The sequence below is a fragment of the uncultured Imperialibacter sp. genome, assembly GCF_963974565.1.
GTDB classification, from domain to species: domain Bacteria; phylum Bacteroidota; class Bacteroidia; order Cytophagales; family Cyclobacteriaceae; genus Imperialibacter; species Imperialibacter roseus.
Genome location: NZ_CAXBCJ010000006.1, coordinates 65,985 through 86,482, shown reverse-complemented (window position 1 = coordinate 86,482; position 20,498 = coordinate 65,985). Strand labels below are relative to the sequence as shown.

Genomic DNA, 20,498 nt, shown 5'->3' with positions numbered 1-20,498 from the left:
CTGCAGGGTTTAAGGGTTGTAGTATTTGTGAATGATGTCTGCCACAAGTCCTGTCCAACCAGTTTGGTGACTGGCACCAAGACCTCTTCCATTGTCTCCATGAAAATACTCATAAAACAGAATGTAGTCCTTGAAGTGAGGGTCTTTTTGAAACTTTTCGTTGTTTCCAAACACAGGTCTATTGCCGTTTTCATCTCTTTGGAATGGCTTCATCAACCTTTCTGCCAACATTCCAGCCAGATCTTTAATGGTAACATATTCTCCGCTCTCGATAGGATATTCGACTTTAAAGTCGTCACCATAATAAAAGTGAAATTTGTATAACGACTCAATAACGAGGTAATTCAGAGGGAACCAAATCGGCCCCCGCCAGTTCGAATTACCACCAAAAAACGAAGAGTCTGACTCTCCGGGAAGGTACTCAACAACGAATTTTTCGCCCTCCATTTCAAGTACGTACGGATTTTCTTTATGGTATTTCGATAAGGCTCTGATGCCATAGTCGGATAAAAACTCATTAGGGTCAAGCATTCTTTCCAGGATCTTCTTCATCCTGAAGCCACGAAGAAGTGAGAGTAGCCTTCTTTCTCCCCGCCCCGGATCTTCCCATCGGGCTACCAGCGAAGCGAGCTTTGGGCGTTGCTTCATGAAAAAGTCCAGCCTTTCTCTGAATTCCGGCAACTTTTCGTAAGTCGACAACCTTAGCGTTTCTACTGCAAAAAGCGGAATCAGACCAACCATTGAACGAACCTTCATTTGCTGAGGATCCTGGCCTTTTACATGCATCACATCATAGTAAAAGTTGTCTTCATCATCCCAGAGGTTCACCGTATCATCATCAGAGCTGTTCATAGCACTGGCGATGTAAAGGAAGTGCTCAAAAAACTTGTTGGCCATGTCCTGATAGGCGGGATAAACTTCAGCCAGTTCCAGCGACATGCGAAGCATATTGAGGGCAAACATGGCCATCCAGCTTGTGGAATCAGCTTGTTCGAGTGAGGAGCCTTCCGAAAGTGGACGGTTGCGGTCGAACACTCCGATATTGTCCAGCCCAAGGAAGCCTCCCTGAAAGATGTTTTTGCCATCGGCGTCTTTTCGGTTGACCCACCAGGTGAAGTTCAGCAACAGACGATTAAAGGCTTTTTGAAGGAAATCAAAATCACCTTTGCCCTGCATTTTCCTGTCCATTTTAAACACTCTTAAAACGGCCCAGGCATGAACAGGAGGGTTAACGTCGTTGAAGTTCCACTCATAGGCGGGAATCTGTCCGTTGGGGTGCATGTACTCATCTTTGAGTAACAGCAGGAGCTGATTTTTGGCAAAATCAGGATCCAGCCTCGCTATAGGTATGCAATGGAAAGCAAGATCCCATGCAGCATACCAGGGATACTCCCACGTGTCGGGCATTGAAATGACATCGGCACTGTCCATGTGTTGCCAGTCGTGATTCCTGCCATGACGACGTTCCTGAGGTGGAGGTATTCTTCCGGGGTCACCACCAAGCCACTCTCTAATATTATAGTAATAAAACTGCTTGCTCCACATCATGCCGGCGTATGCCTGCCGTTGGATGTTTCGCAAGTCCCTGTCGGCTACTTTGTATTGCAAAGAACGGTAGAACGAATCGCATTCCGCTTTTCTAAGCGACATCACAGCATCAAAATCCCCAAATGGGTTATCGAGTTTTTTTCTGCTTAGCCTAACTTGCACCTTTTTGCTGCTATTGGCTGCTATGCTAAAGGTGTAGATTCCACTCGCTTTCGAGCCTCTTTTTTCTTTATTAACGGCCTCTTTTTTTCCATCAACTATGTAGTCGTTGATGCCGTCTTTCAAAAATTTAGCCGTATTGGAAATGCCGTATAGCTTCGATCTGTTGGTTTCGTTGTCTGTAAAAGCTTGCTCTTCAATATTTTCGTCAAAATAGACGTGGAAGTCGTCAAGTAGGTGGTGAGACAAAAACATATGCTGCTTGTCAAATTCTTCCAAGGAGGGGATGAATTTGTCCTTACCAGAGGACCATGTGTTGCGAAACCAAAATGTGGGTAGTACTGTGATTGGGGCTTTTTTATTGCTGCGGTTAATTATCTCAACCTCAAAAAGGAAGTCCTCAACATCAGCCTTGGCATAATGAAGAAATATGTCAAAATACTCGTCTTTGTCGAAGATACCGGTATCCATGACCTCGTACTCAGTTTCGAGCTTGCTCTTTTTCTGATTTTTCTCAAGCAGGCTTTTGTAGGGGAACTCTGCTTGAGGATACTTGTAAAGCATCTTCATGTAGGAGTGGGTAGGAGTGCTGTCGAGGTAATAGTACAGCTCCTTCACGTCTTCACCATGATTTCCCTCGATACCAGACAGCCCGAATAGCCTTTCCTTTAGAATAGGATCCTTGTGATTCCAAAATGCCCATGCAAAACAAATTCGCTGATCCTCGTTGCTGAAACCGCCGAGGCCATCTTCCCCCCACCGATAGGCTTTGCTTCTGGCATGGTCGTGTGGTATGCTTTCCCAGGCCGAACCGTATTTGCTGTAGTCTTCACGAACTGTTCCCCACTGCCTTTCTGAAAGATAAGGGCCCCATTCTTTCCAGCGAACTCCATTTCGGCACTCTTCAAGTCTTCTCTTTTCTACAGTCATACACTACACATTCAATTTCCAGATACATCCTAATAAAAGGCGGCACCGAATATACAATTTTGACTTTGAAATTGGCAGTTGAACCAGTGCTACGAATACTTTTGTAGAGAGAAGGCAGTTTTCAATCGTTTGAAACCGGAAAAATTTTATCCGGAAAAATTACGTCAAGTCGGTAATGACAAAATGCTGCCCCCGGAATTCATATTTGTCTCCTTTTTTCAGTCCGGCAATCGCATCATAGATAGGAGACTGTGTAGAAATGACAAAGATATCCTGTGAGTCAAAGGTGATTTTGCCGATGCTTCCTGCAATAAGGAAAATCTGCTTGTCAGTAACTACGAGCGCACCCTGTCCAATTTGGCTAAACACCGCATTTGGATTGATTCTTTTGAGACCTGCCAAAAGCTCACTGCTTTCCGCCAGCTTGTTGTTGTACATGCTTCGCTCTTGCTGCATCTGCTCTCGGAAGGAATCCTGGCTGTCTTCCGAACTGCCACTTTCGCTCAGCGCACTTTCAATGGCAGCCTCAATGGCTTCTTTCAAGCTCGCTATTTGCTGTTCCTGGCGCTGAATGCATTGTTCCAGTACCTCCCTTTTGAACTTCGCTAAATCTGCTATTTTCGTCATGCTTATTGAAAAAAGAATCGCAAATGTAAATGAAAAAAAGTCAATAGTGCGAGAATAATATTCACACAACGGCAACCTTATTCCGTTGAATAACGACTATAGGGGAGTAAGCGGTAAAAATTACGCAATTAACTATTATGAAAACTGTATTGACACATTGGCGATTGGTGACTGTTTTAGCTTTTGGCATCGCTAGTCAGGGATGTAGTATCGTAGATGGCCCTTGTGAGAGGGGTAAAGGTGATATTGTGCGAAGAGCTCTGGACATAGAAGCGTTTACAGGCATAAACATGACCATGGCAGGCACCGTAACCATAGAAAGAGGGGAGACGCTGAGCGTTGAGATTGAGGGGCAGCCCAACATTCTCGACCTCATCAGCACCGATGTGGAAGATGGACAATGGACTATCTATCCCCGAAGCTGCATCTCCAATCACAAAGACTTTTCGGTGTTTATCACTCTGCCGGAGCTTGAAAACATTATACTTACTGGTTCGGGTAGTATCACAACGCTGGACTCGTTTGACGATGACGTAGATATTTTATTGTCGGGCTCGGGTAAGATAACCTATGCAGGGCAAGGAGAGAAGGCAAATGTGGCACTAACAGGCTCTGGTAAAATCACTTTTACAGGAGATTTTACCAATGTCACGGTTTCTCACTCTGGCTCGGGAAGTGTTTTGTTAAGCGGGGCAGCTGACTTCTTGAAAGCGACTTGTTCAGGATCGGGTGGTATTGACGCCTATGAAATGGCTGCCACAAAAGCGCAGGTAGTTAACTCGGGAAGCGGGTCGTCCAAAGTGCACGTGACTGATGAACTTGAAGCGGTTGTGTCCGGCAGCGGATCTATTTTTTACCGAGGCGATGCCGTTGTTGATGAGACCGACAATGGCTCAGGGTCGATTGTCAATGACAATTAAGAGAGAGTGGGCGGTTCAATTATTAGCACCGCCCTATTTTTGTTTTTAGCTATTCGGAGAAGGTGCTACAGTAAAACTGAATACAAGTTTTTCCCAGTGATAATTTACTGTGCCGTCGGATGAAACTTTGAATTCAAGCCTTTCTTTGAAATCGTCCACCATGGATGGCGTGACAGTAACCCTTAGGGCATCTTCAGACTCTTTGTAATCATAGGCGCCCCATTGCTCGGCCTCTTTGTTGAAAATAAGTGTCCAGTCAGTCTCTGTTGGAATACTGAACAAACTGTATTGGCCAGCGGGCAGCAGCTCTCCATTTATCAAGACATCCTTGTCGACTGAAAACACAGTGGCTTCATTGGCTCCCGTTCTGTCTACCTTACCATAAGGAACCAGCTCGCCCCAAATGGTTCTGCCTTTCACGGCAGGGGCACTATAGTCTATAGTTACGTTTACTCCACTTACATTGGCAGTTGTTGATGCCGGAGGGCTCGGTCTTTGCGATTTGTCGTCTTCGGCATCATCTTCTGTTTCCACAACGGTTTCTGAATCAGAAAATTCGCTTTTAGAGGAAGAGGAACAACTTGCGAACGTTAGTCCGCAAAGTACAAGTAATCCAATAGCGCTCAACTTAGTCAAAAGGTTAGAATCTGGCGTTTTCATAAGATATTATTATAATTATTTCAAGTTCGTAAATAAACAAAATTCTTACTTCATTCTACCATGGGATGGGTTTAACGGCGTTATTAGCTGATTCGTTGTAACGAGCCGCGTTATTTGCTGTGAAAACTGCAAACCTACTCTTTCAATATCAATAGTGGCTCAACTAACTCTTTAAAAATGAACACTTTATTGTCCTGAAATCGTTCATTTTCATTTTGCACCAATCAATCAAATAATTGATAATCAGTAATTTAGTATACAGGTATGTTTTTTGATGTACACCTGATGCAAATGAAACATATTATATGGCAGTTATTGGTATAGAGATTCCCCGCACTTTAGAAGAGCAGGAGATCGAAGTTGAAGTAAGAATCAACGGAATCAAAAAACAGTATCATTACAGGGTCGAGATTTTTTATTGGGAAGAATGCGAATTTCCAACCCATGACCGGGTCGAATGTATTAAGCGCCTCATTAGCGGATACAACCCTGAATGGGATTTGGCCCACATCGGCATCCCGACCGACGATTTCATTCCAATCACGTTCAGGAAGAAGAGGAAATAAATTATTGATTTTTATTTCTAAGCGCCTGTTCTTTGCTTTCTTTTTAACGAAAGCATTATGGAAGATCTTTGTCGGAAGTTTCTGGTAGCGGTGATTTTGTTGGGTTTGGTATCAGAAGGTTATGCGCAGTGCACTGAGTGTGAATCGAAATTGGCCTATGTGGCAGATTTCTGTTTCACGGACAGTAAGTTTGCAGGCATATGCGTTCAGTTTTCGGAAACGCAGCCAAACTTCCTCATTCAAAACGGAAAGAAGGGGAAATACATCCCATCAGTCAATAAAGCCACAGAGGAGTACCTCATTTCTCTGGCTGCCGATTCTAAGTTGAAGCTGTCTGCTTTGGAGATACTCTTTCTCCAGAAGGCACTGTCGGCATGGGAAATAGAAAGAAGAAATTTTGGCTACACCTATAGAGACAGCGGCCTCGGAGTGAAGATGCTTGTAGAAGGCACTGGTGACTTGCCTAATGTAGGCGACAGAGTCACGGTTCATTATACCGGCTACCTTGAAGATGGGACAAAGTTTGACAGTTCGGTTGACAGGGGTAAGCCTTTTAGCTTTGTGCTGGGTGCCGGCCAGGTAATCAAGGGATGGGACGAAGGCATAGGGCTGCTAAAGAAAGGCTCCAGGGCTTACATCCGGGTGCCGGCCAACCTTGGTTACGGAAGCATGGCCCGTGGCCAAATTCCTGCCAATGCCACTTTGGTTTTCGAGGTCGAACTCATAGAATAAGCCAGTTTCATTTCGCCGTTTCCCGGATCCAGGCGAGACCTTCTATTTTTTTTAACGCAAAGTTGTAATCTTTTCGATCTACAAGAGTACTAATACAAAGCGTTCGATACTGTGATCAAAAACTGTACACTATTGGTCACTAAGTAGTAGAATGAAAATGTAACTACCTGTAAAATAGGTTTTTATATAATTGGCATCAACTTTGTATTACAACTAGTCATGCAACAGGCAAGAAATAAAATGAGCACTACATTAATTACCCTCGGGGTGATAGTGGCTCTGCTTGCTGTTTTGTTAACCCCTGGCTTCCTTGATCTTTCATCTCTGGTGATGTTTCCAAATGAGCTTCCTCAAGATCAGCCTTTGGTAAGCCAATCCACTCTTCAGGAAGTTGGTAGCCAGTCGGTTGAAGCTGTTTCTTCTTTCCTCAAAAAGGTAAGCCTTTCTCAGTAAATCCCAACCATTTTGGGCTGGATACGATAACCTTGTCAGCTTTAAAGATTGAGCCAGTAGGTCGCTTTGAAAATTAGTGAGCGGTTTCGTGAGTAAAATGTTTCTGGCAGGTAATTCTCTGTGTAAACGAGGAAAATGTCGGACACAGGTTTGAAGCGCCACTGGAGCCGTGCATTGACATTAATGTTATCGATCTGGTTGTTGTATTGGAAGTAGGTGGTCAGAAAGAATGACTTGCTGAGCGTGACATCAAACTTTGGCCCAATCAGGAGCAGGTCGGCATCGTTGTAAGGATACGGAAGCCGCAGCCGGTTGATATTAGTGACCAACGAAATAATCCCATAGGGTTGTATCCTGTATCCAATTTCCGAGTCAAGGTTCACTCGTGTTCCGTTGAAATAGCCACCAGATCTTGTATTAAGGCTGTAAAACATTTTTTTTCTTGCGTCAGAGTCATAATTGGCAATAACCGAGTAGTAACCGTACTCAGAGCTTTCTGGCAGCTCTATGCCGCCGGTATTTGTCGGGTCGAAAGAGAAATACAAGAACACATAATCATGCCTGAGCCGCATATTGAACATTGAGGTGTTTTTGAACTGTATCCGGTACATCAGGTTGATGTCCCTATCGGTGGTGCCATATGTACTGTTCCATATATTGTCGGTGTCAAAGCCGGGCCCATGCCTGTTCACAATGGTTGAGTTTGGGTAGAAGTTGTACCAAATACTCTGCGACGCACGGTTGTAACCGTTTCTGCGGGCAAAACCGGTTTCAGGGTCATAATTAGCGCCTATGGATTGTAGCCTTCCTGAAATTTCCCAGCGGAGTGAATTGTATTCTATTTCTGAAGACAGAGCAAAGGCATCATTGAGGCCTTCATTGCTAAAGGTTCGATGAGCGAAGAACTTACCATTCCATTTGTTGTCGGCTGAAGCGAGGTTGTAGTCAATTCCCAACACTCTGTTGTAGGTGCGTATGCTATCGCTGCCGTCAGCCGCTTGCAAAGGCCCCGTGGGGTCTTTGTTCACGAAAATCATTCCCACATTGGAGCGGGTAAATAGTTTGCGCTGAAAGCTGGCTACAGAGTAGTTGGTGGAGGGGAGTCCCAGTGCATCATCTTTGGCAGCTAGCATGTCCAGCAGTCCCACCCGCCAGTTGTTGTTAATCTTGCCGCTAAGGCGGGCACCTGCGTGAATTTTGTTTTGCAGATTTTGCCCGGTGCTCTCGTCTCTGGTTACGCCAATGCGACGGGAAAAAAACGGACGGAGGTTCTGCGTACCAAAGTCAGCAAAGAGATCGGCATTTTCCAGAAAGAACTGCCTTTTCTCGGGATAGAAAATTTCAAATCGGTCTAAGTTGGTAACCTGATCGTCGACTTCAACCTGCGAAAAGTCGGGGTTGAAAGTCAGGTCCAGGTTGAGCGATGGGCCAATACCTATTTTTGCATCGCCGCCAAAGTCAGCTGATTTGGCTGGCGACAAGCCTTCTTCCTGGTCGTGTTCATATGCCGCCGCTACAAAGGGAATAAGTGAGATGTTGGCTCCCGGTTTTTTGAGTGGTTTATCAAAGACTACTTCCCGGTTAAATGCCAGCGTGATGAGGCTGAAGTTTCGTGGTATGCGAGCCCATGATGATCGTTCGCCATTTTCACTATCGATCCGGTAGAAGTTCATGTTCCACTTTTGTGAGTTCTCCTTGAACCGGATGGTTTTGAATGGTATGGCCAGCTCTGCTATCCAGTAGCCCTCGTACTGCACGGCCTTCGTGTACCACTTGTTATCCCACGACAGACTGAGGTTTTGCCCGCCTCCGGAGCCGCCATTGGCAATAAGACCTTCTCTTTGAACTCCAAACGGGTTAACGCCGAACTGAAATGAATTAGTTTTGTCCTGAAATGGATCCAAAATAAGCGTGATGCCATCGTTGGCTTCTCCCCGGTAATCTCTTCTTAAGGAAGGGGTCACATACTTTCGGTCTTTCGCCTGGTTGTACATTTTGGCACCCATGTACAGAAACTCGTCGTCGTAAGTAATCCGGATTTCAGTTTGCGAATTGGCGAGAGAAGTGTCGTAAGGGAAGTACTGCATAAAGTCTCCAGCGACTTCTGCACTTTCCCAATCTGCCTCATTCAGAGCGCCATCCAAAATTATTTTTCCCTTTGCCTTCTGTATATGTAACGATGGAAGTGTATTTTGTGCCTTCGTTAGTTGAATAGAAATACCATAAGCAAAAATGGTCAGTGTTGTTAGTAGTAAAATTCCTCTCATGTAGTCCTCCTAACCCCGAATATAGAAGGATGCTTCAAACACTTCGTTTTCGTAATTGATGAATGGTATCAAAGTTTGATGATAGAAAGGAAAGCACAATAAAAACGTAAAGACTCAAAAGTGGATTTTAAAGAATTAGAGATTTCTCCTGAGCTCAAGGATGCTGTACAAGCGATGGGCTTTGAGAAAATGACTCCGGTACAGGAGCAAGCCATCCCTGTGATTTTATCTGGAAGAGACATCATCGCCTGCGCACAAACGGGAACTGGAAAGACGGGTGCCTATTTGATACCTGTTATTAATGACAATCAGAAGAATGCTGACGGAAAGATCAAGACGCTGATATTGGCACCGACAAGGGAACTGGCTATTCAAATCGATCAGCAGATAAATGGACTGAGCTACTTTGCGGGAGTGAGTTCCTTTGCTGTTTACGGTGGCTCTGACAGCTCGAGCTGGGATTCGCAGAAAAAGGCTTTGCAGGAAGGTGCCGATATTATTGTGGCTACGCCCGGCAGGATTATCACACACATGAGTTTTGACTATGCCGACTTCAGCAACCTCCGGCACCTGATCCTTGATGAGGCAGACAGGATGCTGGACATGGGTTTCATTGATGACCTGATAAAGATCGTTAACATGCTTCCGGCTAAGCGCCAGAACCTGATGTTCTCTGCGACCATGCCGCCAAAAATAAGAACGCTCACTGCTCAAATGCTGAACAACCCTGTGGAGATAAGCATAGCTATTTCGAAGCCAGCTGAGAAGATATTTCAGGCCGCTTTCTCAGTCTACAATCCTCAGAAGAATTTGCTGCTTAGCCACATATTGGACGCCAGACAGCTGCCCCGGATTCTGATATTCTGCTCACGGAAAACCACTGTGAAAGAGCTGGACAGACAGCTGCGAAAAGACGGCAGAAAGGTGGAGTCGATTCACTCGGATCTTGAGCAAAATGAAAGGGAGTCGGGCCTGCTAAAATTCCGTAACAAGGAGATCAATATTCTTATTGCAACAGACGTGCTGAGCAGGGGTATTGACATAGAGAATATTAACCTTGTGATCAACTATGATGTGCCCCAGGATCCGGAGGATTACGTGCACAGAATTGGCCGGACAGCGAGGGCAGAAACGGATGGCATTGCGTTCACTCTGGTGAATGAAGATGACCAGAGAAAGTTCAGCCGAATAGAGAATCTTATTGGCAAGAGCATACGCATGGTGAAGCTTCCGTCATCGATAGGCGAGGGGCCGGTGTACGATGCCAAGCACCCTAAAAGTTCTCCAAGAGAAAGAGGTGGAGGAGGCGGGGGAGGCCGAAGGAAGGTAAGAAGATAACCTTAAAACGGAAGATCGTCGTCTTCTGATGAGGCACTCAGCCATTCCGGTTCTTCTGCTGGTGGGGGTGCCTCGCCCGAAGGAGAACTACCCGCTGAAGTCTGGGCACCGACTGGCAAAATCCTCCATGCCTGAAGCGAATTAAAGTACTTTACTTCGCCCTTCGGATCAGTCCATTTTCTGCCTTTCAAGTTAAAGTGTACTTCAATTTCCTGACCTGGCTGAAAGTCGTTGAGTAGGTCACACTTGTCCTGGATTAGCTCAAACTTAACGTACTCCGGATACTGAGGATTCTCCGCAAATTCCACAACAAATTCACGCTTTTTGAAAGAGGCTGTCACGTTAGTTGTTTCACTTTTCTCGAGAAGTTTTCCCTTGATATCCATAAGTTAGTCGTGTTTAGGCTTCAAAGGTAGCCACTATCTTCAATGAGGCCAATTTGAATCGAAAAAAATGGGCTTTGTCATTATGTCATATATTAAAGCTTAAACTACGTTGGGATAGTATAGTAATTTAGTAGCGAGTGAATTAGCAGTGGTTATTTCAAGTCATTTAGAGGATATCTTTTTTTGATTTTTACTTACTAATGCCCCTTTGAGGAGGTGACCTTTCTCTGATTGTTTGACTAAAATCATCAGTTTACGGGCGCTTTACTGATCTTCATCAAGGTTAATGATAGGGCCACCCTTTAACTTCGGTTTCTGAATTATATGAACAATGGCCATGATAGAGGGCGGATCCAGCGAGATGATTTTTGTGTACAATAGCAAGCGTGATCTTGACAAGCAGGCGCTTGCCTATATCAGTGTTTTTTCTGACAAAATTGTGAAGCTGGACGTTCAGTCTTCTGCGCTGGAGTATTCATTTCTAGCTGACCTGTCAGGCAGGCTTGGGGTGGGGTATCAGGACCTCGTCGATCATGACTGCGAGCAGCTGAAGAGCCAGGAATACTACCTGCACCTGAGCACCCCGAAGCAGTACATCGACCTGATCGTGAAGCACCCCGATTACCTAAAAACCCCGGTGTTGATTTATGGTGATAAGGCTCATTTTATCTCAAAGGAAACTGACCTTCTACAGCTTTCATTTCTCTGAACCTTTCTGAATCTTTTTGTCAAGTTGACTAACTTTGAACATTCAGTGTTGGAATGAAGTTAATCACAACAAGAGGTAGGCATGAGTAAATCGAAGAAAATATTTCTGGTGGTGGCGGCTGTCTTTATGGTCATCATGATCATCATCGGTTGGGACATTTCGAGGCGGACGACCTTCCCAGGATCTAAGTCTCATCTCAGAAATGAAGTAGCTCCGGGTGATAATAAATAGCACAAAAATGGAAGCGGGAAAGAAGATTGATATCGACAAGATTGACATGGAAAAGGAGGCTGAGAAAGTTGCTGCCAATCCGGGAATTCTTGCCTATCCGCATCACGCCGGCAGTGCCCTGGTAAAGCCTGAAGACCGGGGCAAAATAAGGGGTAGATCGGTGGCTGCTATGTACGAGCAAACCGACCGGGAACTCAGCCAGATTTACGAGCAAATGCAGCTGCTTGCCAGGCAGGCAAAAGACATACAATCCAGGGTAGAAGTGTCGGAAAGAATCTACAAGGCTCAGGTTAGTTTTGAGCCCATCATCGGGAAGATTTACTATCTGTATTCCAGGGCCGATGGGGATGATGTGCTGTCGATGATTGCTCCGACGGAGTGGGGAAGAAGCAAGCCGTTTCAGCAATACCTCTCAAAGGTAAAACTCTTGAGCGATCACACCTGGGAAATTTTGGAGTCTCATGTTGGCTAGTTTTTTTCACTTGTTATAGGTAGCTGTGATATGTTTGTTGTTGTATTGATGACCACCTTCAAGAGATGTTTTATGCCAGCCGGGGAGTTAATAAGTAGGCTGATGTTTGGGTAACCGGGGTGGAAAAAGCAAATGAACTATGACCACCTTGTTTAGACTTTTTTTTGCTGCCTTTTGCTTGTGCATTTTTGTGATTATGATATCAGGTTGCGGACGCAATGATGACATGACCGTCAACTGCTCAGTGTCCGGCCCGGCAATAAGTGTGGAGTCCACGGCAGCCCCTACCTGCAGCACTCCGGGAACTGTTACCGTCGCTGTTTCTGGTGGAACAGATCCTGTCACCTTTAGCATCAATGGTCTCGATTTCCAATCAAGCAGTAAATTTAGCGGTCTCGCCCCCGGAACGTATACTTTGACTGTAATGGACGCCAACGAGTGTACAGCTACTACCTCGGTTGGGTTGGCGGTGGAGAACGACTTAACGCTAAGTTTTATAGCAAATGTAGCTGGTTGTGAAGGCTCGGAAGGCTCAGTTGAGTTGTCGGCAACGGGCGGTAGCGGCACATACTTATACAGTATCGACGGTAAAAACTTCGTAGAATCTTCGGTTTTTAGCGGCCTGGCAAACGGAGAGTATTCAGTCGCCGTGAAGGACGGTTTTTGTGAGTTTCACACCAAAGCTATTGTGCCGTCCGGTTTAAGTTTCGATACAGCAATTGCTACAATTATTAAAAATAAGTGCGCTGTAGATGGTTGCCATGTCACAGGAAGTCAGTTTCCTGACATGACGAGCTTTAAAGGCATACAGGACAACGCAAAGCAAATTGGGCTGAGAGTAGGAAACAGAGGAATGCCTCCCATGCAGGAGGGAATTGCTCAACTGGAAGAAGATGAGATCAACAAGATTGTTTGCTGGGTGACAGATGGAGCCCCAAATAATTAGGTTTGAAAAAGTAACTAGTTTTGTGTTGATCAAGAACAAATCTGTGCATGTCTAATATCGTGTTAAGGAGAATAGAGGCGTTTTTAGAAGGTGAGAAACTCTCATATGAGACAGAGGTGCGATCTGGGAATCGGCAACGCCTGTGGAGAAGTGATTTTCGGCCACAAGTAGACGACATCTACAAAAAACTTGGAGGCCAACTTACTGGAGGTATTACTGAAATCGAAGTACCAGCTTACCCGATTGTGTTTGAAGGGAAGGTGATTGTTGGAAACGACGAGCTGGCCTACAACCGCTATGCCGCCGTTTGCCTCCGAGCGCCATTTTATTCAGACATCGAAGGATTGAACGTGGAGGCGTCTCTTCGGTACTGTCGGCAGTTTGAAGTTGGTTGCAAGAAAGTTGGCCTTATTGCCGGTGTTTGGAGCAATCCCGTTGGCAACAATCATTTTGGGGAGGCATCCGATCCCGGGGATTTTTTTGGAAACGGTAGCTCTGGCTGGAAAATGCTTGCTTTTCGGAACATGTTAAGAGACATGCTGGCCAAGCTGGAGGGGTATGAAGTTTTACACTTTTCTATTTACGACCAAATTATGTCAGGAGGGAAGCTGCTTACAGTAGGAGAGTTGATAAAATCTCCCTCAGGAGATCACTATGTGTCGTTCGTTAAGTATTTGAGAAGAAGGCTTGGATTACCTGCTGTCGCCGCTGAAGAGCCCGTGTAATTCCACGTCTATCTGATTAACAACGTAGGAGAAGTCCTGCACTTTCGATACGAAGTCCAGGTTGTTTACATCAATTACCAGTAGTTTGCCAAGTTTGTAGCTACCAATCCAATCTTCGTAGTGTTGGTTGAGGGTTTTCAGGTAGTCGATGCGAATAGCGTTTTCAAACGACCTGCCTCTTTTCTCGATTTGTGAAACAAGCTTGCCAATATCTGCTTTTAGGTAAATTAACAAGTCTGGTGGCTGCACATAAGTGATCATCAGCTCAAAAAGGTTGAGGTAGCTCTCATAGTCTCTTTCTGAAAAATGCCCTGAGCTATACAAGCTCTTAGCGAATATGTAAGCGTCCTCGTATATGGTGCGGTCTTGGACAATAGACACCCTGGAGTCTCTTAATTCGTTAACCTGTTTGAAACGGCTGTTCAAAAAATGTATTTGAACATGAAATGCCCACCTCTTCATATCGCTGTAAAAATCCTCGAGGTAGGGGTTTTCCTCCACGCTTTCAAGCTGCACTTTCCAGTTGTAGTGCTTACCAAGCTTCTCAGCAAGGGTGGTCTTTCCGGCTCCGATATTTCCGGCTACTGCGATGTGCATTGGTGTCATATGCGTGCAAAAGTAAAGGGTTGACAGGCACTCATAAAAACAAAAAGGCCGAAAATACTTCCGGCCCTTTTCTGTATGTGTAAGGATTCTTGTTTAAGGCGTTTCAAACTCTTTCCATACCAGTGCCGCTGCGCCAAGCACGGCCGCATTTTTATCCATAAGGCCAGAAGGAATGAGCTTTAATTTATTCTTGAAGACCGGGAACATGTTTTTCTCCATGTGCTCCAGCGTTGGTTTGAAGATGTAGTCTCCAGCTTTTACAAGGCCTCCGAAAAGGAAAATGGCTTCGGGGCTGGTGTGCACCATGGTGTCGGCCAGTTTGATGCCGAGTATTCTGCCGGTGTACTCAAACGCAGCAATGGCAATAGGATCCTTGCGCATAGCTGCCTGGGTGATGAACTCGGCGGTTAGATCATCGAAGGCAATAGCACGCAGTTCGCTCTTGTAGGTATAATCAGCCAGGAGCTTAAAAACTGTGCGTTTGATGCCTGTAGCAGACACGTAGGTTTCAAGACAGCCTTTTCTGCCACAGCCGCAGTATCGCCCGTTGGGGTTTACTATTACATGGCCGAGCTCTCCGGCAAAACCATCGTGGCCGTATACCAGCTGGCCGTTAACGACGATGCCACTTCCTAAACCTGTGCCTAACGTAATGACGATGAAGTCCTTCATTCCCTTCGCAGCCCCATACACCATTTCCCCAATAGCAGCAGCATTGGCGTCGTTGGTCATCACCATCGGGTACTTGAAGTATTTTTTGAAAATTTCTCCGAAAGGGACAATTGTCCCCCAGCGGATGTTAGGAGCGTGTTCTATCGTTTGCTTGTAATAGTTGGCGTTTGGGGCGCCAATGCCTACACCTTTTATGTCGACGTCAGGGAAGTTTTTAAGGGCTCCCTGGATACTTTCCTGAAGGTCTTTAAAGAACTCGTTGACATCACCTTCGGCTCTTGTTGGGATCGATTTTTGAAAAAGGGTCTCTCCATCTTTGTCTACTAAACCAAACTTGGTGTTCGTACCGCCAATGTCAATACCGATGGCAATTTCTTTCATGAAAAGGGGTTGTTAGAGTTAAATTGCTAAGCAAATAGTTTTGAAAAATATGCAATGGAGGGTTCTTATAAAAACCTCTTCATGTATTTTTAAGCCGCAAACGATTTAGATGAGATAATTAGATGCCACTAATTCCCGAAAGCAGTTACAAGCGGCGCCCAGCTTATCTTTTTAACCCCCACCTGGAAACAGTTGTCCCCTCCGCTTTCAGAAAAGTTAAGGGTGTTACCTACGTCCGGGAAAGGGTGGAACTGGAGGACGGAGATTTCCTGGATGCGGACTGGTTGAAGGGAGGTAATGACAGGTTGGTGGTGTTGACTCACGGGCTTGAAGGCAGTAGTCACAGGCCCTACATTACCGGGATGGCAAAGTACTTCGCAGCCAACGGCTGGGATGCGCTGGCATGGAACTGCCGGACCTGTGGCGGTGAAATGAACAGACTGCCCAGACTGTATCACCACGGGGCCACCGAAGATCTTTCGGCTGTTGTAGAGCATGGTTTGAAATCGGGCCGATACAGCAAAGTGGCGTTGATAGGATTCAGCATGGGAGGGAGCATGAGCCTGAAGTACCTGGGCGAAAGAGGGGCGCAGGTCAGGAAAGAGATAATAGGTGCTGCCACTTTTTCAGTTCCGTGCAATTTGTGGGACAGTGCTGTGCAACTCACCATGCGAAGCAATAGGTTTTATAAGGATCGTTTTCTCGATAAGCTTAAGATAAAAATGAAGGTGAAAGCATTGAGGCATCCGGAGGTGGTAGATGCCACAGGTATCGACCTCATCACGACCTTCGATGAGTTTGATGATAGATATACGGCGCCTCTGCATGGATTCAGCAGCAGAGATGACTTCTATCTCAAAGCCACGTCGGATCAATTTTATCCCAACCTGAAAAGACCGGCGCTGGTTGCCAATGCTTTGAATGATCCTATGCTGGGAGACAAATGCTACCCTTATGAAATGGCCAGAGAGAGCAACTACTTGTATTTGGAAACCCCAAAAGTTGGCGGACATGTTGGGTTTACGCAGACGGGCGATGCGGTAAACTGGGCTGAGCGGAGGGCGTTGGAGTTTTTGGAAGCGATCAGCTAGCGAATCGGAGGGGCGGGAAATAGTTCAGTATGGGAGGTTATCTATGTCCAAGCCAACGTGGCCCGGCGAACGCTTGAACTATTGGGATACAAGTGAGGCCTTTGAATGTTCGGTGTTGTGGAACAAACTTTTAACTTGTATATTATCGTTAATAATGGAAGCCTTTCAACATGACAATAGAAGAGATAAATAAAAAAGTAGAGCGACTTCGAGTTGTAATAGATGCTAAACTGAAATTTCTTCGTGATCACATGACCCTTCTTTATGAGGCCTTTAACGAACTCTCTGATGCACAAGACCAGGAACTTGGTCTTGTGTATGCGAAGATCAAGGAAATTGAAGATAGGATGAACAGTCAAGGGCCTAAGTGAGCCCACGTTTTATAGTGGCCATTTCGCCAGCGACCTGAGTGCAATCAGGCGGATTTGAAATTCTATGATACGTTTTTTACCAGTCGTCTTTTTGCTTTTTCTTTTTTCCTCCTTAAAGTTGGTCGCACAATACTGCGAGATCACAGTGACGGGTCTTAGGAATGATAACGGGGAGGTAAGGCTGTATCTGTTTAGGAACTCGGACGGGTTTCCGGAGGAACTGGAAAAATCAGCCATAGCGACCACATCTAAAATTACCAATAATAAGGCGACCGTTTCCTTGCCAGCATCTTTCGGCACCTATGCTATCACCTTTATGCACGACGAAAACCTGGATGGAGAAATGCAATACTCGTGGCTTGGAATGCCATCGGAAGGTTTCGGTTTTTCGAACAACCCTAAAGTACGGATGAGGGCGCCGAACTTCGAAGAGTGCAGTTTCGTGGTAAGAGAAAGTGGGTGCTCTGTTACTATCGACACCAAGTACTATTAAAAAGAAAGACGATAGCCAGCCTGGCCATCATCCTTCCCAATTTGCTCTCAAAAGCAAGCTTAGAGCGCAATGATTTTATCCATCAATTCGCTTATTTGCTGGAGTCTTTTTCTGTCGCCGCCATTCACTTCGGCACTCATCCAGCCACCTTTGTAGTCGATAGCTTCAAGGGCTCTCATGATCACGGGCCAGTTGTTGTCTCCTTCAAGCAGTTCCACGTCGAAGCCCTTCCAGATGCCTTCATCGCTCTGTTTTTTCCGGCTGTATTCTTTTACGTCCAGCTTCATAATGCGGCGATTCAGCACTTTGATCCACTGCTCGGGCCAGCCATAACGTACCACGTTGCCTATGTCGAAGTACCATCCTACCATTGGGTCATTAAGCTCGTCAATAAAGCGGGCGGCTTCTATTGGGCTTAGCAGGAAGTTATTCCAGACATTTTCGATGGCAATCTTCACACCTGTTTCATGCGCCCATGGAATCATCTTTCTGATCTCATCCTGGGAGCGGCGGTAAGCATCGTCGTAGCTGATTTCGCTATTGACTACGCCTGCCACAAGCAGTACCGTGGTGCCGCCGTAGTCTTTGCAATCTTGCAAGGCAGTTTTCATCGAATCGGCACATGCTTGTCTAACTTTGGGATCGGCATGGGAGAGAGGGCTTTTCCAGTGAACAGAATTGACAACGCCGGGAATTACCAGTCCGGTTTTGTCTCTGGCAGCAAGCACTTGTTTCTTGTCAAGGTCGTTGGGACTGTCCAGCTCCACACCGTCATAGCCAAGGTCTTTCAGCATCTTGAATTTGTCCATGATGGACAGGTCTTCCTTTACCATGCCCCACTTAAGGCTCTTTTTGATGCTGACTTTTGCCAGGGTTTCTTTTTCAGGTGATGCAGACAGAGGGCTGATGGCTCCTGAACCCAGAATAGCTGCAGAAGCAATCGCTCCGGTAGATTTCTTGATAAATTCTTTTCTGTTCATAGTATTTGGATAGGTGGGGTGTTGCGGAAAAAGAGAAACCTCCGAGGCTTGCCTTGCCTGAAACAGACAAGAGACAAACCCCGGAGGTTTTAGGTATTAGTTATGAAAACTGTGTGATGCCGGGCTGTGCCACTGGTGCATCTTCCCACTTGGTGTCTTCGTCCACAGTATCGGGGCCCAGCTTTTCCTGAGAGTTCCAGGCTTGCTCATAGGTGATGGTTTGCCCCGTGTAGGCAGCCATTCTGCCCATAATGCCTAACATAGTACTCTGCACCATGCGTTTTCCATCGTTGACAGGCTTACCTGCTCTGATGGCGGCAAATAGTTCGTCATGCTCCTGCTGGTACATGTCGTTGTCCTCTCCATCGTATTTCCATGTTTCCTTACCGGTAATGGTATGGCGGTTGCGGATACAGTTAACCATGGCTGTACCTTCCGTGCCGATTGATTCCACGGCGTAGCTGTTGCTGCAGTTCTTCTGTTGACGGCTGAAATGGAAGCCTCTTGCTCCGTTATCGTACTCGTAAACAAGGGCAAAGTGGTCGTAAACATTGCCAAATTCAGGCTCAACCCTGCTTTGACGCCCACCCGTGCCAGTCACGCTGGCTGGCAGCACATCCCCCAATGCCCACGACTGCATATCCACACTGTGGATGGCTTGCTCGATAAGGTGGTCTCCAGAAATCCAGGTGTGATACAACCAGTTTCTCATATCCTTGCGCAGCTTGGACCACCCGGGCTGAGTATCACGAAGCCAAAGCGCTCCGGTATTGTATGTGTTGTAAACCGTAGTTACTTCGCCAATCGCACCGTCCAGTATTTTCTGGAAGGTGGCTCTTTTCGGAGTATGGTATCTCCAGCAGAAGCCCGACATAATATTGAGTTTCTTTTGCTCGGCTACCCTTACTGCCTCCATCACTCTTCTGGCGCCAGGCGCATCTACGGCCATTGGCTTTTCGCAGAAAATATGCTTGCCCGCATTGACAGCCTTCTCGAAATGCTCGGGACGGAAATACGGAGGAGTTGTAAGTATGACCACATCTATGTCTTTGGCATTGATGATCTTATCAGCACCATCAAACCCAAGGTACCTTCTTGATTTGTCCACCTTCATTTTATCGGGATGGATTTTAGTCAGGTTAGCGTGCGACTCGGTCAGCCGGTCATCAAACAGGTCGGCCATAGCCACCAGCACCACGTTGTCATCAGCTGCCAAAGCCTGGTTGGCAGCACCAGTGCCACGACCACCGCATCCAATAAGGCCTACTCTCAGCGTTTTCGTATCCAGCGGGTTGCCAAAGGCAGGCACTCTACTGAAAAAGGGCAGGGCAGAAGCAGCTGCCAGGGTTCCGGTATTTCTAAGGAAATCCCTTCTTGTTCTTTTATTGTCCATGTGATATGGGTGTTTATGGGTTGTACTTTTGTTTGTCAGCACCGTGGAAGTGATTTAAGGCACTTCCTAAATTAACTTCAATATAAGAATTATCATGAAGCAAAGCTTTGTTGATTATACAAATGTGAGGGAAAAGGGATGGATGGGTAGTAGGCGGTGTTTGCGTACACATTAAGCTAAAGAGAGCCTATCACAATCGTGGAGCTGTCAGCAACCTCACAAAAGAGAGTATATAGTTTTTTTTGGAAAGCTTCAGTTTTGCAACACAGCTACAATTCTTCCATTCGTGAAATGGACTGTGTCAGGCACTGGGTTGTCTGGATGCTCCTTTTCGACGGCAAAGTTTAGGTTGAACTCCCCGGTTAGCGTTTTAGACAGCTCATCGTAGCTGGCGATTTCAATCCAGTTTTCTTCTTCATTGCCAATCAACTTATAACTGGCATACAGCACATCGCCAGCGCTCGAAAAGAGGGCAACTCCGACCTGGGGGCCATTCTCGCACCTGGTGGCGCCAACCTGTCTTTTTCCCGCTTCCAGTGTTAGTTTATCAAAATATAGAGTTTCGTAGGCGTTGCTTCTGGTTTTTAACCTGCTTTCAGGGTTGTCGATCGTCAGTGTGAAATGTTCTCCATCACACAATTTTGAATTAGGTGATACATCCAACTTGAGGGCAACGTTTGTGGTGGTCTGCTCGAGATCATTGATTTTGTAGCTTACTTCACCAAAAGCACCGGTTTCCGGTGTGTCATCAGCTTTTCCGCATGACAGGAGAATGAAGATGATGATAACAGTGTAGCTCGATTTCATTACAGTTGATTAAGTGGTTTTTGGCAACTACATAT

General features: G+C 45.9%; 23 protein-coding genes. 13 read left to right on the top strand and 10 right to left on the bottom strand.

The features are described 5' to 3' along the window. Positions 1-9: 9 nt before the first annotated feature. On the bottom strand, positions 10-2,637 hold the full coding sequence (locus AAC052_RS10220; RefSeq protein ID WP_317492190.1) for a glucosidase: 2,628 nt from the start codon (positions 2,635-2,637) through the stop codon (positions 10-12). Positions 2,638-2,796: 159 nt separating this feature from the next. After that, a complete protein-coding gene (locus AAC052_RS10215) occupies positions 2,797-3,264 on the bottom strand; it encodes a hypothetical protein (RefSeq protein WP_317492189.1) in 468 nt (155 codons plus the stop codon). A gap of 137 nt (positions 3,265-3,401) precedes the next feature. On the opposite strand from AAC052_RS10215, the gene AAC052_RS10210 reads away from it, so the two are divergent. Continuing rightward, entirely contained in the window at positions 3,402-4,184 is a 783-nt protein-coding gene (locus AAC052_RS10210) for a head GIN domain-containing protein (RefSeq protein ID WP_339813008.1), read from the top strand. 45 nt (positions 4,185-4,229) lie between these two features. On the opposite strand, the gene AAC052_RS10205 is transcribed toward AAC052_RS10210, so the two are convergent. Then, a complete protein-coding gene (locus AAC052_RS10205; RefSeq protein ID WP_317492187.1) occupies positions 4,230-4,844 on the bottom strand; it encodes a DUF2911 domain-containing protein in 615 nt (204 codons plus the stop codon). A gap of 305 nt (positions 4,845-5,149) precedes the next feature. Here AAC052_RS10205 and AAC052_RS10200 point away from each other — a divergent pair, with 305 nt between their 5' ends. From AAC052_RS10200 to AAC052_RS10190, 3 genes are all read left to right on the top strand, one after another. Further along, positions 5,150-5,410 (top strand): hypothetical protein, encoded by a 261-nt coding sequence (locus AAC052_RS10200; protein WP_317492186.1) that lies wholly within the window; start codon positions 5,150-5,152, stop codon positions 5,408-5,410. Between the two features lie 57 nt (positions 5,411-5,467). Then, positions 5,468-6,142, top strand: a complete 675-nt coding sequence (locus tag AAC052_RS10195) for an FKBP-type peptidyl-prolyl cis-trans isomerase (RefSeq protein ID WP_317492185.1) — start codon at positions 5,468-5,470, stop codon at positions 6,140-6,142. Between the two features lie 240 nt (positions 6,143-6,382). Then, positions 6,383-6,595 (top strand): hypothetical protein, encoded by a 213-nt coding sequence (locus AAC052_RS10190; RefSeq protein ID WP_317492184.1) that lies wholly within the window; start codon positions 6,383-6,385, stop codon positions 6,593-6,595. Positions 6,596-6,636: 41 nt separating this feature from the next. Here AAC052_RS10190 and AAC052_RS10185 read toward each other — a convergent pair whose 3' ends face one another. After that, positions 6,637-8,862: a DUF5916 domain-containing protein gene (locus AAC052_RS10185; protein ID WP_339813005.1), complete on the bottom strand. Its 2,226-nt coding sequence runs from the start codon at positions 8,860-8,862 to the stop codon at positions 6,637-6,639. Between the two features lie 120 nt (positions 8,863-8,982). Here AAC052_RS10185 and AAC052_RS10180 point away from each other — a divergent pair, with 120 nt between their 5' ends. Further along, positions 8,983-10,200, top strand: coding sequence for a DEAD/DEAH box helicase (locus AAC052_RS10180; protein WP_201568434.1), 1,218 nt, complete (start codon positions 8,983-8,985; stop codon positions 10,198-10,200). 2 nt (positions 10,201-10,202) lie between these two features. On the opposite strand, the gene AAC052_RS10175 is transcribed toward AAC052_RS10180, so the two are convergent. Next, complete coding sequence (locus AAC052_RS10175; protein WP_317492180.1) at positions 10,203-10,586, bottom strand: DUF3127 domain-containing protein; 384 nt, start codon at positions 10,584-10,586, stop codon at positions 10,203-10,205. A gap of 331 nt (positions 10,587-10,917) precedes the next feature. Here AAC052_RS10175 and AAC052_RS10170 point away from each other — a divergent pair, with 331 nt between their 5' ends. From AAC052_RS10170 to AAC052_RS10150, 5 genes are all read left to right on the top strand, one after another. Next, complete coding sequence (locus tag AAC052_RS10170) at positions 10,918-11,295, top strand: hypothetical protein (RefSeq protein ID WP_317492179.1); 378 nt, start codon at positions 10,918-10,920, stop codon at positions 11,293-11,295. A gap of 81 nt (positions 11,296-11,376) precedes the next feature. After that, positions 11,377-11,526 carry a hypothetical protein gene (locus tag AAC052_RS10165; RefSeq protein ID WP_317492178.1) on the top strand — a complete coding sequence of 50 codons (150 nt, stop codon included), beginning with the start codon at positions 11,377-11,379 and terminating at the stop codon, positions 11,524-11,526. A 7-nt stretch (positions 11,527-11,533) separates the two neighbouring features. Continuing rightward, positions 11,534-11,998: a DUF2452 domain-containing protein gene (locus AAC052_RS10160; protein ID WP_317492177.1), complete on the top strand. Its 465-nt coding sequence runs from the start codon at positions 11,534-11,536 to the stop codon at positions 11,996-11,998. Between the two features lie 139 nt (positions 11,999-12,137). After that, positions 12,138-12,944: a hypothetical protein gene (locus AAC052_RS10155; protein WP_339812998.1), complete on the top strand. Its 807-nt coding sequence runs from the start codon at positions 12,138-12,140 to the stop codon at positions 12,942-12,944. A 47-nt stretch (positions 12,945-12,991) separates the two neighbouring features. Beyond that, complete coding sequence (locus AAC052_RS10150; protein WP_339812997.1) at positions 12,992-13,669, top strand: hypothetical protein; 678 nt, start codon at positions 12,992-12,994, stop codon at positions 13,667-13,669. On the opposite strand, the gene AAC052_RS10145 is transcribed toward AAC052_RS10150, so the two are convergent. Further along, the gene (locus AAC052_RS10145) at positions 13,637-14,266 is read right to left on the bottom strand and encodes a deoxynucleoside kinase (protein ID WP_339812996.1); all 630 of its coding nucleotides are present in this window, start codon (positions 14,264-14,266) and stop codon (positions 13,637-13,639) included. The two genes, AAC052_RS10150 and AAC052_RS10145, sit on opposite strands and share 33 nt — an antisense overlap. 102 nt (positions 14,267-14,368) lie before the next feature. Continuing rightward, a complete protein-coding gene (locus tag AAC052_RS10140) occupies positions 14,369-15,328 on the bottom strand; it encodes an ROK family protein (protein ID WP_317492173.1) in 960 nt (319 codons plus the stop codon). Between the two features lie 122 nt (positions 15,329-15,450). Between AAC052_RS10140 and AAC052_RS10135 the strand changes: the two genes are divergently transcribed. The 3 genes from AAC052_RS10135 (at position 15,451) to AAC052_RS10125 (ending at position 17,283) form a co-directional block, all read left to right on the top strand. Next, positions 15,451-16,419 (top strand): alpha/beta fold hydrolase, encoded by a 969-nt coding sequence (locus AAC052_RS10135; protein ID WP_339812995.1) that lies wholly within the window; start codon positions 15,451-15,453, stop codon positions 16,417-16,419. Positions 16,420-16,589: 170 nt separating this feature from the next. Then, complete coding sequence (locus tag AAC052_RS10130; RefSeq protein ID WP_339812993.1) at positions 16,590-16,790, top strand: hypothetical protein; 201 nt, start codon at positions 16,590-16,592, stop codon at positions 16,788-16,790. Positions 16,791-16,854: 64 nt separating this feature from the next. Continuing rightward, on the top strand, positions 16,855-17,283 hold the full coding sequence (locus tag AAC052_RS10125) for a DUF2141 domain-containing protein (RefSeq protein ID WP_339812991.1): 429 nt from the start codon (positions 16,855-16,857) through the stop codon (positions 17,281-17,283). Between the two features lie 59 nt (positions 17,284-17,342). Here the strand turns inward: AAC052_RS10125 and AAC052_RS10120 are convergent, their stop codons facing one another. From AAC052_RS10120 to AAC052_RS10110, 3 genes are all read right to left on the bottom strand, one after another. Continuing rightward, positions 17,343-18,263: a sugar phosphate isomerase/epimerase family protein gene (locus tag AAC052_RS10120; protein ID WP_339812990.1), complete on the bottom strand. Its 921-nt coding sequence runs from the start codon at positions 18,261-18,263 to the stop codon at positions 17,343-17,345. 100 nt (positions 18,264-18,363) lie between these two features. Continuing rightward, a complete protein-coding gene (locus AAC052_RS10115; RefSeq protein WP_317492169.1) occupies positions 18,364-19,656 on the bottom strand; it encodes a Gfo/Idh/MocA family oxidoreductase in 1,293 nt (430 codons plus the stop codon). Positions 19,657-19,908: 252 nt separating this feature from the next. Then, positions 19,909-20,463: a hypothetical protein gene (locus tag AAC052_RS10110; protein ID WP_339812988.1), complete on the bottom strand. Its 555-nt coding sequence runs from the start codon at positions 20,461-20,463 to the stop codon at positions 19,909-19,911. Positions 20,464-20,498: the final 35 nt, after the last annotated feature.

What these genes read in the sequence shown, in the direction of transcription:
- AAC052_RS10220 (WP_317492190.1), bottom strand. Translation starts at nt 2,637, where the DNA reads ATGACTGTAGAAAAGAGAAGACTTGAAGAGTGCCGAAATGGAGTTCGC.
- AAC052_RS10215 (WP_317492189.1), bottom strand. Translation starts at nt 3,264, where the DNA reads ATGACGAAAATAGCAGATTTAGCGAAGTTCAAAAGGGAGGTACTGGAA.
- AAC052_RS10210 (WP_339813008.1), top strand. Translation starts at nt 3,402, where the DNA reads ATGAAAACTGTATTGACACATTGGCGATTGGTGACTGTTTTAGCTTTT.
- AAC052_RS10205 (WP_317492187.1), bottom strand. Translation starts at nt 4,844, where the DNA reads ATGAAAACGCCAGATTCTAACCTTTTGACTAAGTTGAGCGCTATTGGA.
- AAC052_RS10200 (WP_317492186.1), top strand. Translation starts at nt 5,150, where the DNA reads ATGGCAGTTATTGGTATAGAGATTCCCCGCACTTTAGAAGAGCAGGAG.
- AAC052_RS10195 (WP_317492185.1), top strand. Translation starts at nt 5,468, where the DNA reads ATGGAAGATCTTTGTCGGAAGTTTCTGGTAGCGGTGATTTTGTTGGGT.
- AAC052_RS10190 (WP_317492184.1), top strand. Translation starts at nt 6,383, where the DNA reads ATGAGCACTACATTAATTACCCTCGGGGTGATAGTGGCTCTGCTTGCT.
- AAC052_RS10185 (WP_339813005.1), bottom strand. Translation starts at nt 8,862, where the DNA reads ATGAGAGGAATTTTACTACTAACAACACTGACCATTTTTGCTTATGGT.
- AAC052_RS10175 (WP_317492180.1), bottom strand. Translation starts at nt 10,586, where the DNA reads ATGGATATCAAGGGAAAACTTCTCGAGAAAAGTGAAACAACTAACGTG.
- AAC052_RS10170 (WP_317492179.1), top strand. Translation starts at nt 10,918, where the DNA reads ATGGCCATGATAGAGGGCGGATCCAGCGAGATGATTTTTGTGTACAAT.
- AAC052_RS10165 (WP_317492178.1), top strand. Translation starts at nt 11,377, where the DNA reads ATGAGTAAATCGAAGAAAATATTTCTGGTGGTGGCGGCTGTCTTTATG.
- AAC052_RS10160 (WP_317492177.1), top strand. Translation starts at nt 11,534, where the DNA reads ATGGAAGCGGGAAAGAAGATTGATATCGACAAGATTGACATGGAAAAG.
- AAC052_RS10155 (WP_339812998.1), top strand. Translation starts at nt 12,138, where the DNA reads ATGACCACCTTGTTTAGACTTTTTTTTGCTGCCTTTTGCTTGTGCATT.
- AAC052_RS10150 (WP_339812997.1), top strand. Translation starts at nt 12,992, where the DNA reads ATGTCTAATATCGTGTTAAGGAGAATAGAGGCGTTTTTAGAAGGTGAG.
- AAC052_RS10145 (WP_339812996.1), bottom strand. Translation starts at nt 14,266, where the DNA reads ATGCACATCGCAGTAGCCGGAAATATCGGAGCCGGAAAGACCACCCTT.
- AAC052_RS10140 (WP_317492173.1), bottom strand. Translation starts at nt 15,328, where the DNA reads ATGAAAGAAATTGCCATCGGTATTGACATTGGCGGTACGAACACCAAG.
- AAC052_RS10135 (WP_339812995.1), top strand. Translation starts at nt 15,451, where the DNA reads ATGCCACTAATTCCCGAAAGCAGTTACAAGCGGCGCCCAGCTTATCTT.
- AAC052_RS10130 (WP_339812993.1), top strand. Translation starts at nt 16,590, where the DNA reads ATGACAATAGAAGAGATAAATAAAAAAGTAGAGCGACTTCGAGTTGTA.
- AAC052_RS10125 (WP_339812991.1), top strand. Translation starts at nt 16,855, where the DNA reads ATGATACGTTTTTTACCAGTCGTCTTTTTGCTTTTTCTTTTTTCCTCC.
- AAC052_RS10120 (WP_339812990.1), bottom strand. Translation starts at nt 18,263, where the DNA reads ATGAACAGAAAAGAATTTATCAAGAAATCTACCGGAGCGATTGCTTCT.
- AAC052_RS10115 (WP_317492169.1), bottom strand. Translation starts at nt 19,656, where the DNA reads ATGGACAATAAAAGAACAAGAAGGGATTTCCTTAGAAATACCGGAACC.
- AAC052_RS10110 (WP_339812988.1), bottom strand. Translation starts at nt 20,463, where the DNA reads ATGAAATCGAGCTACACTGTTATCATCATCTTCATTCTCCTGTCATGC.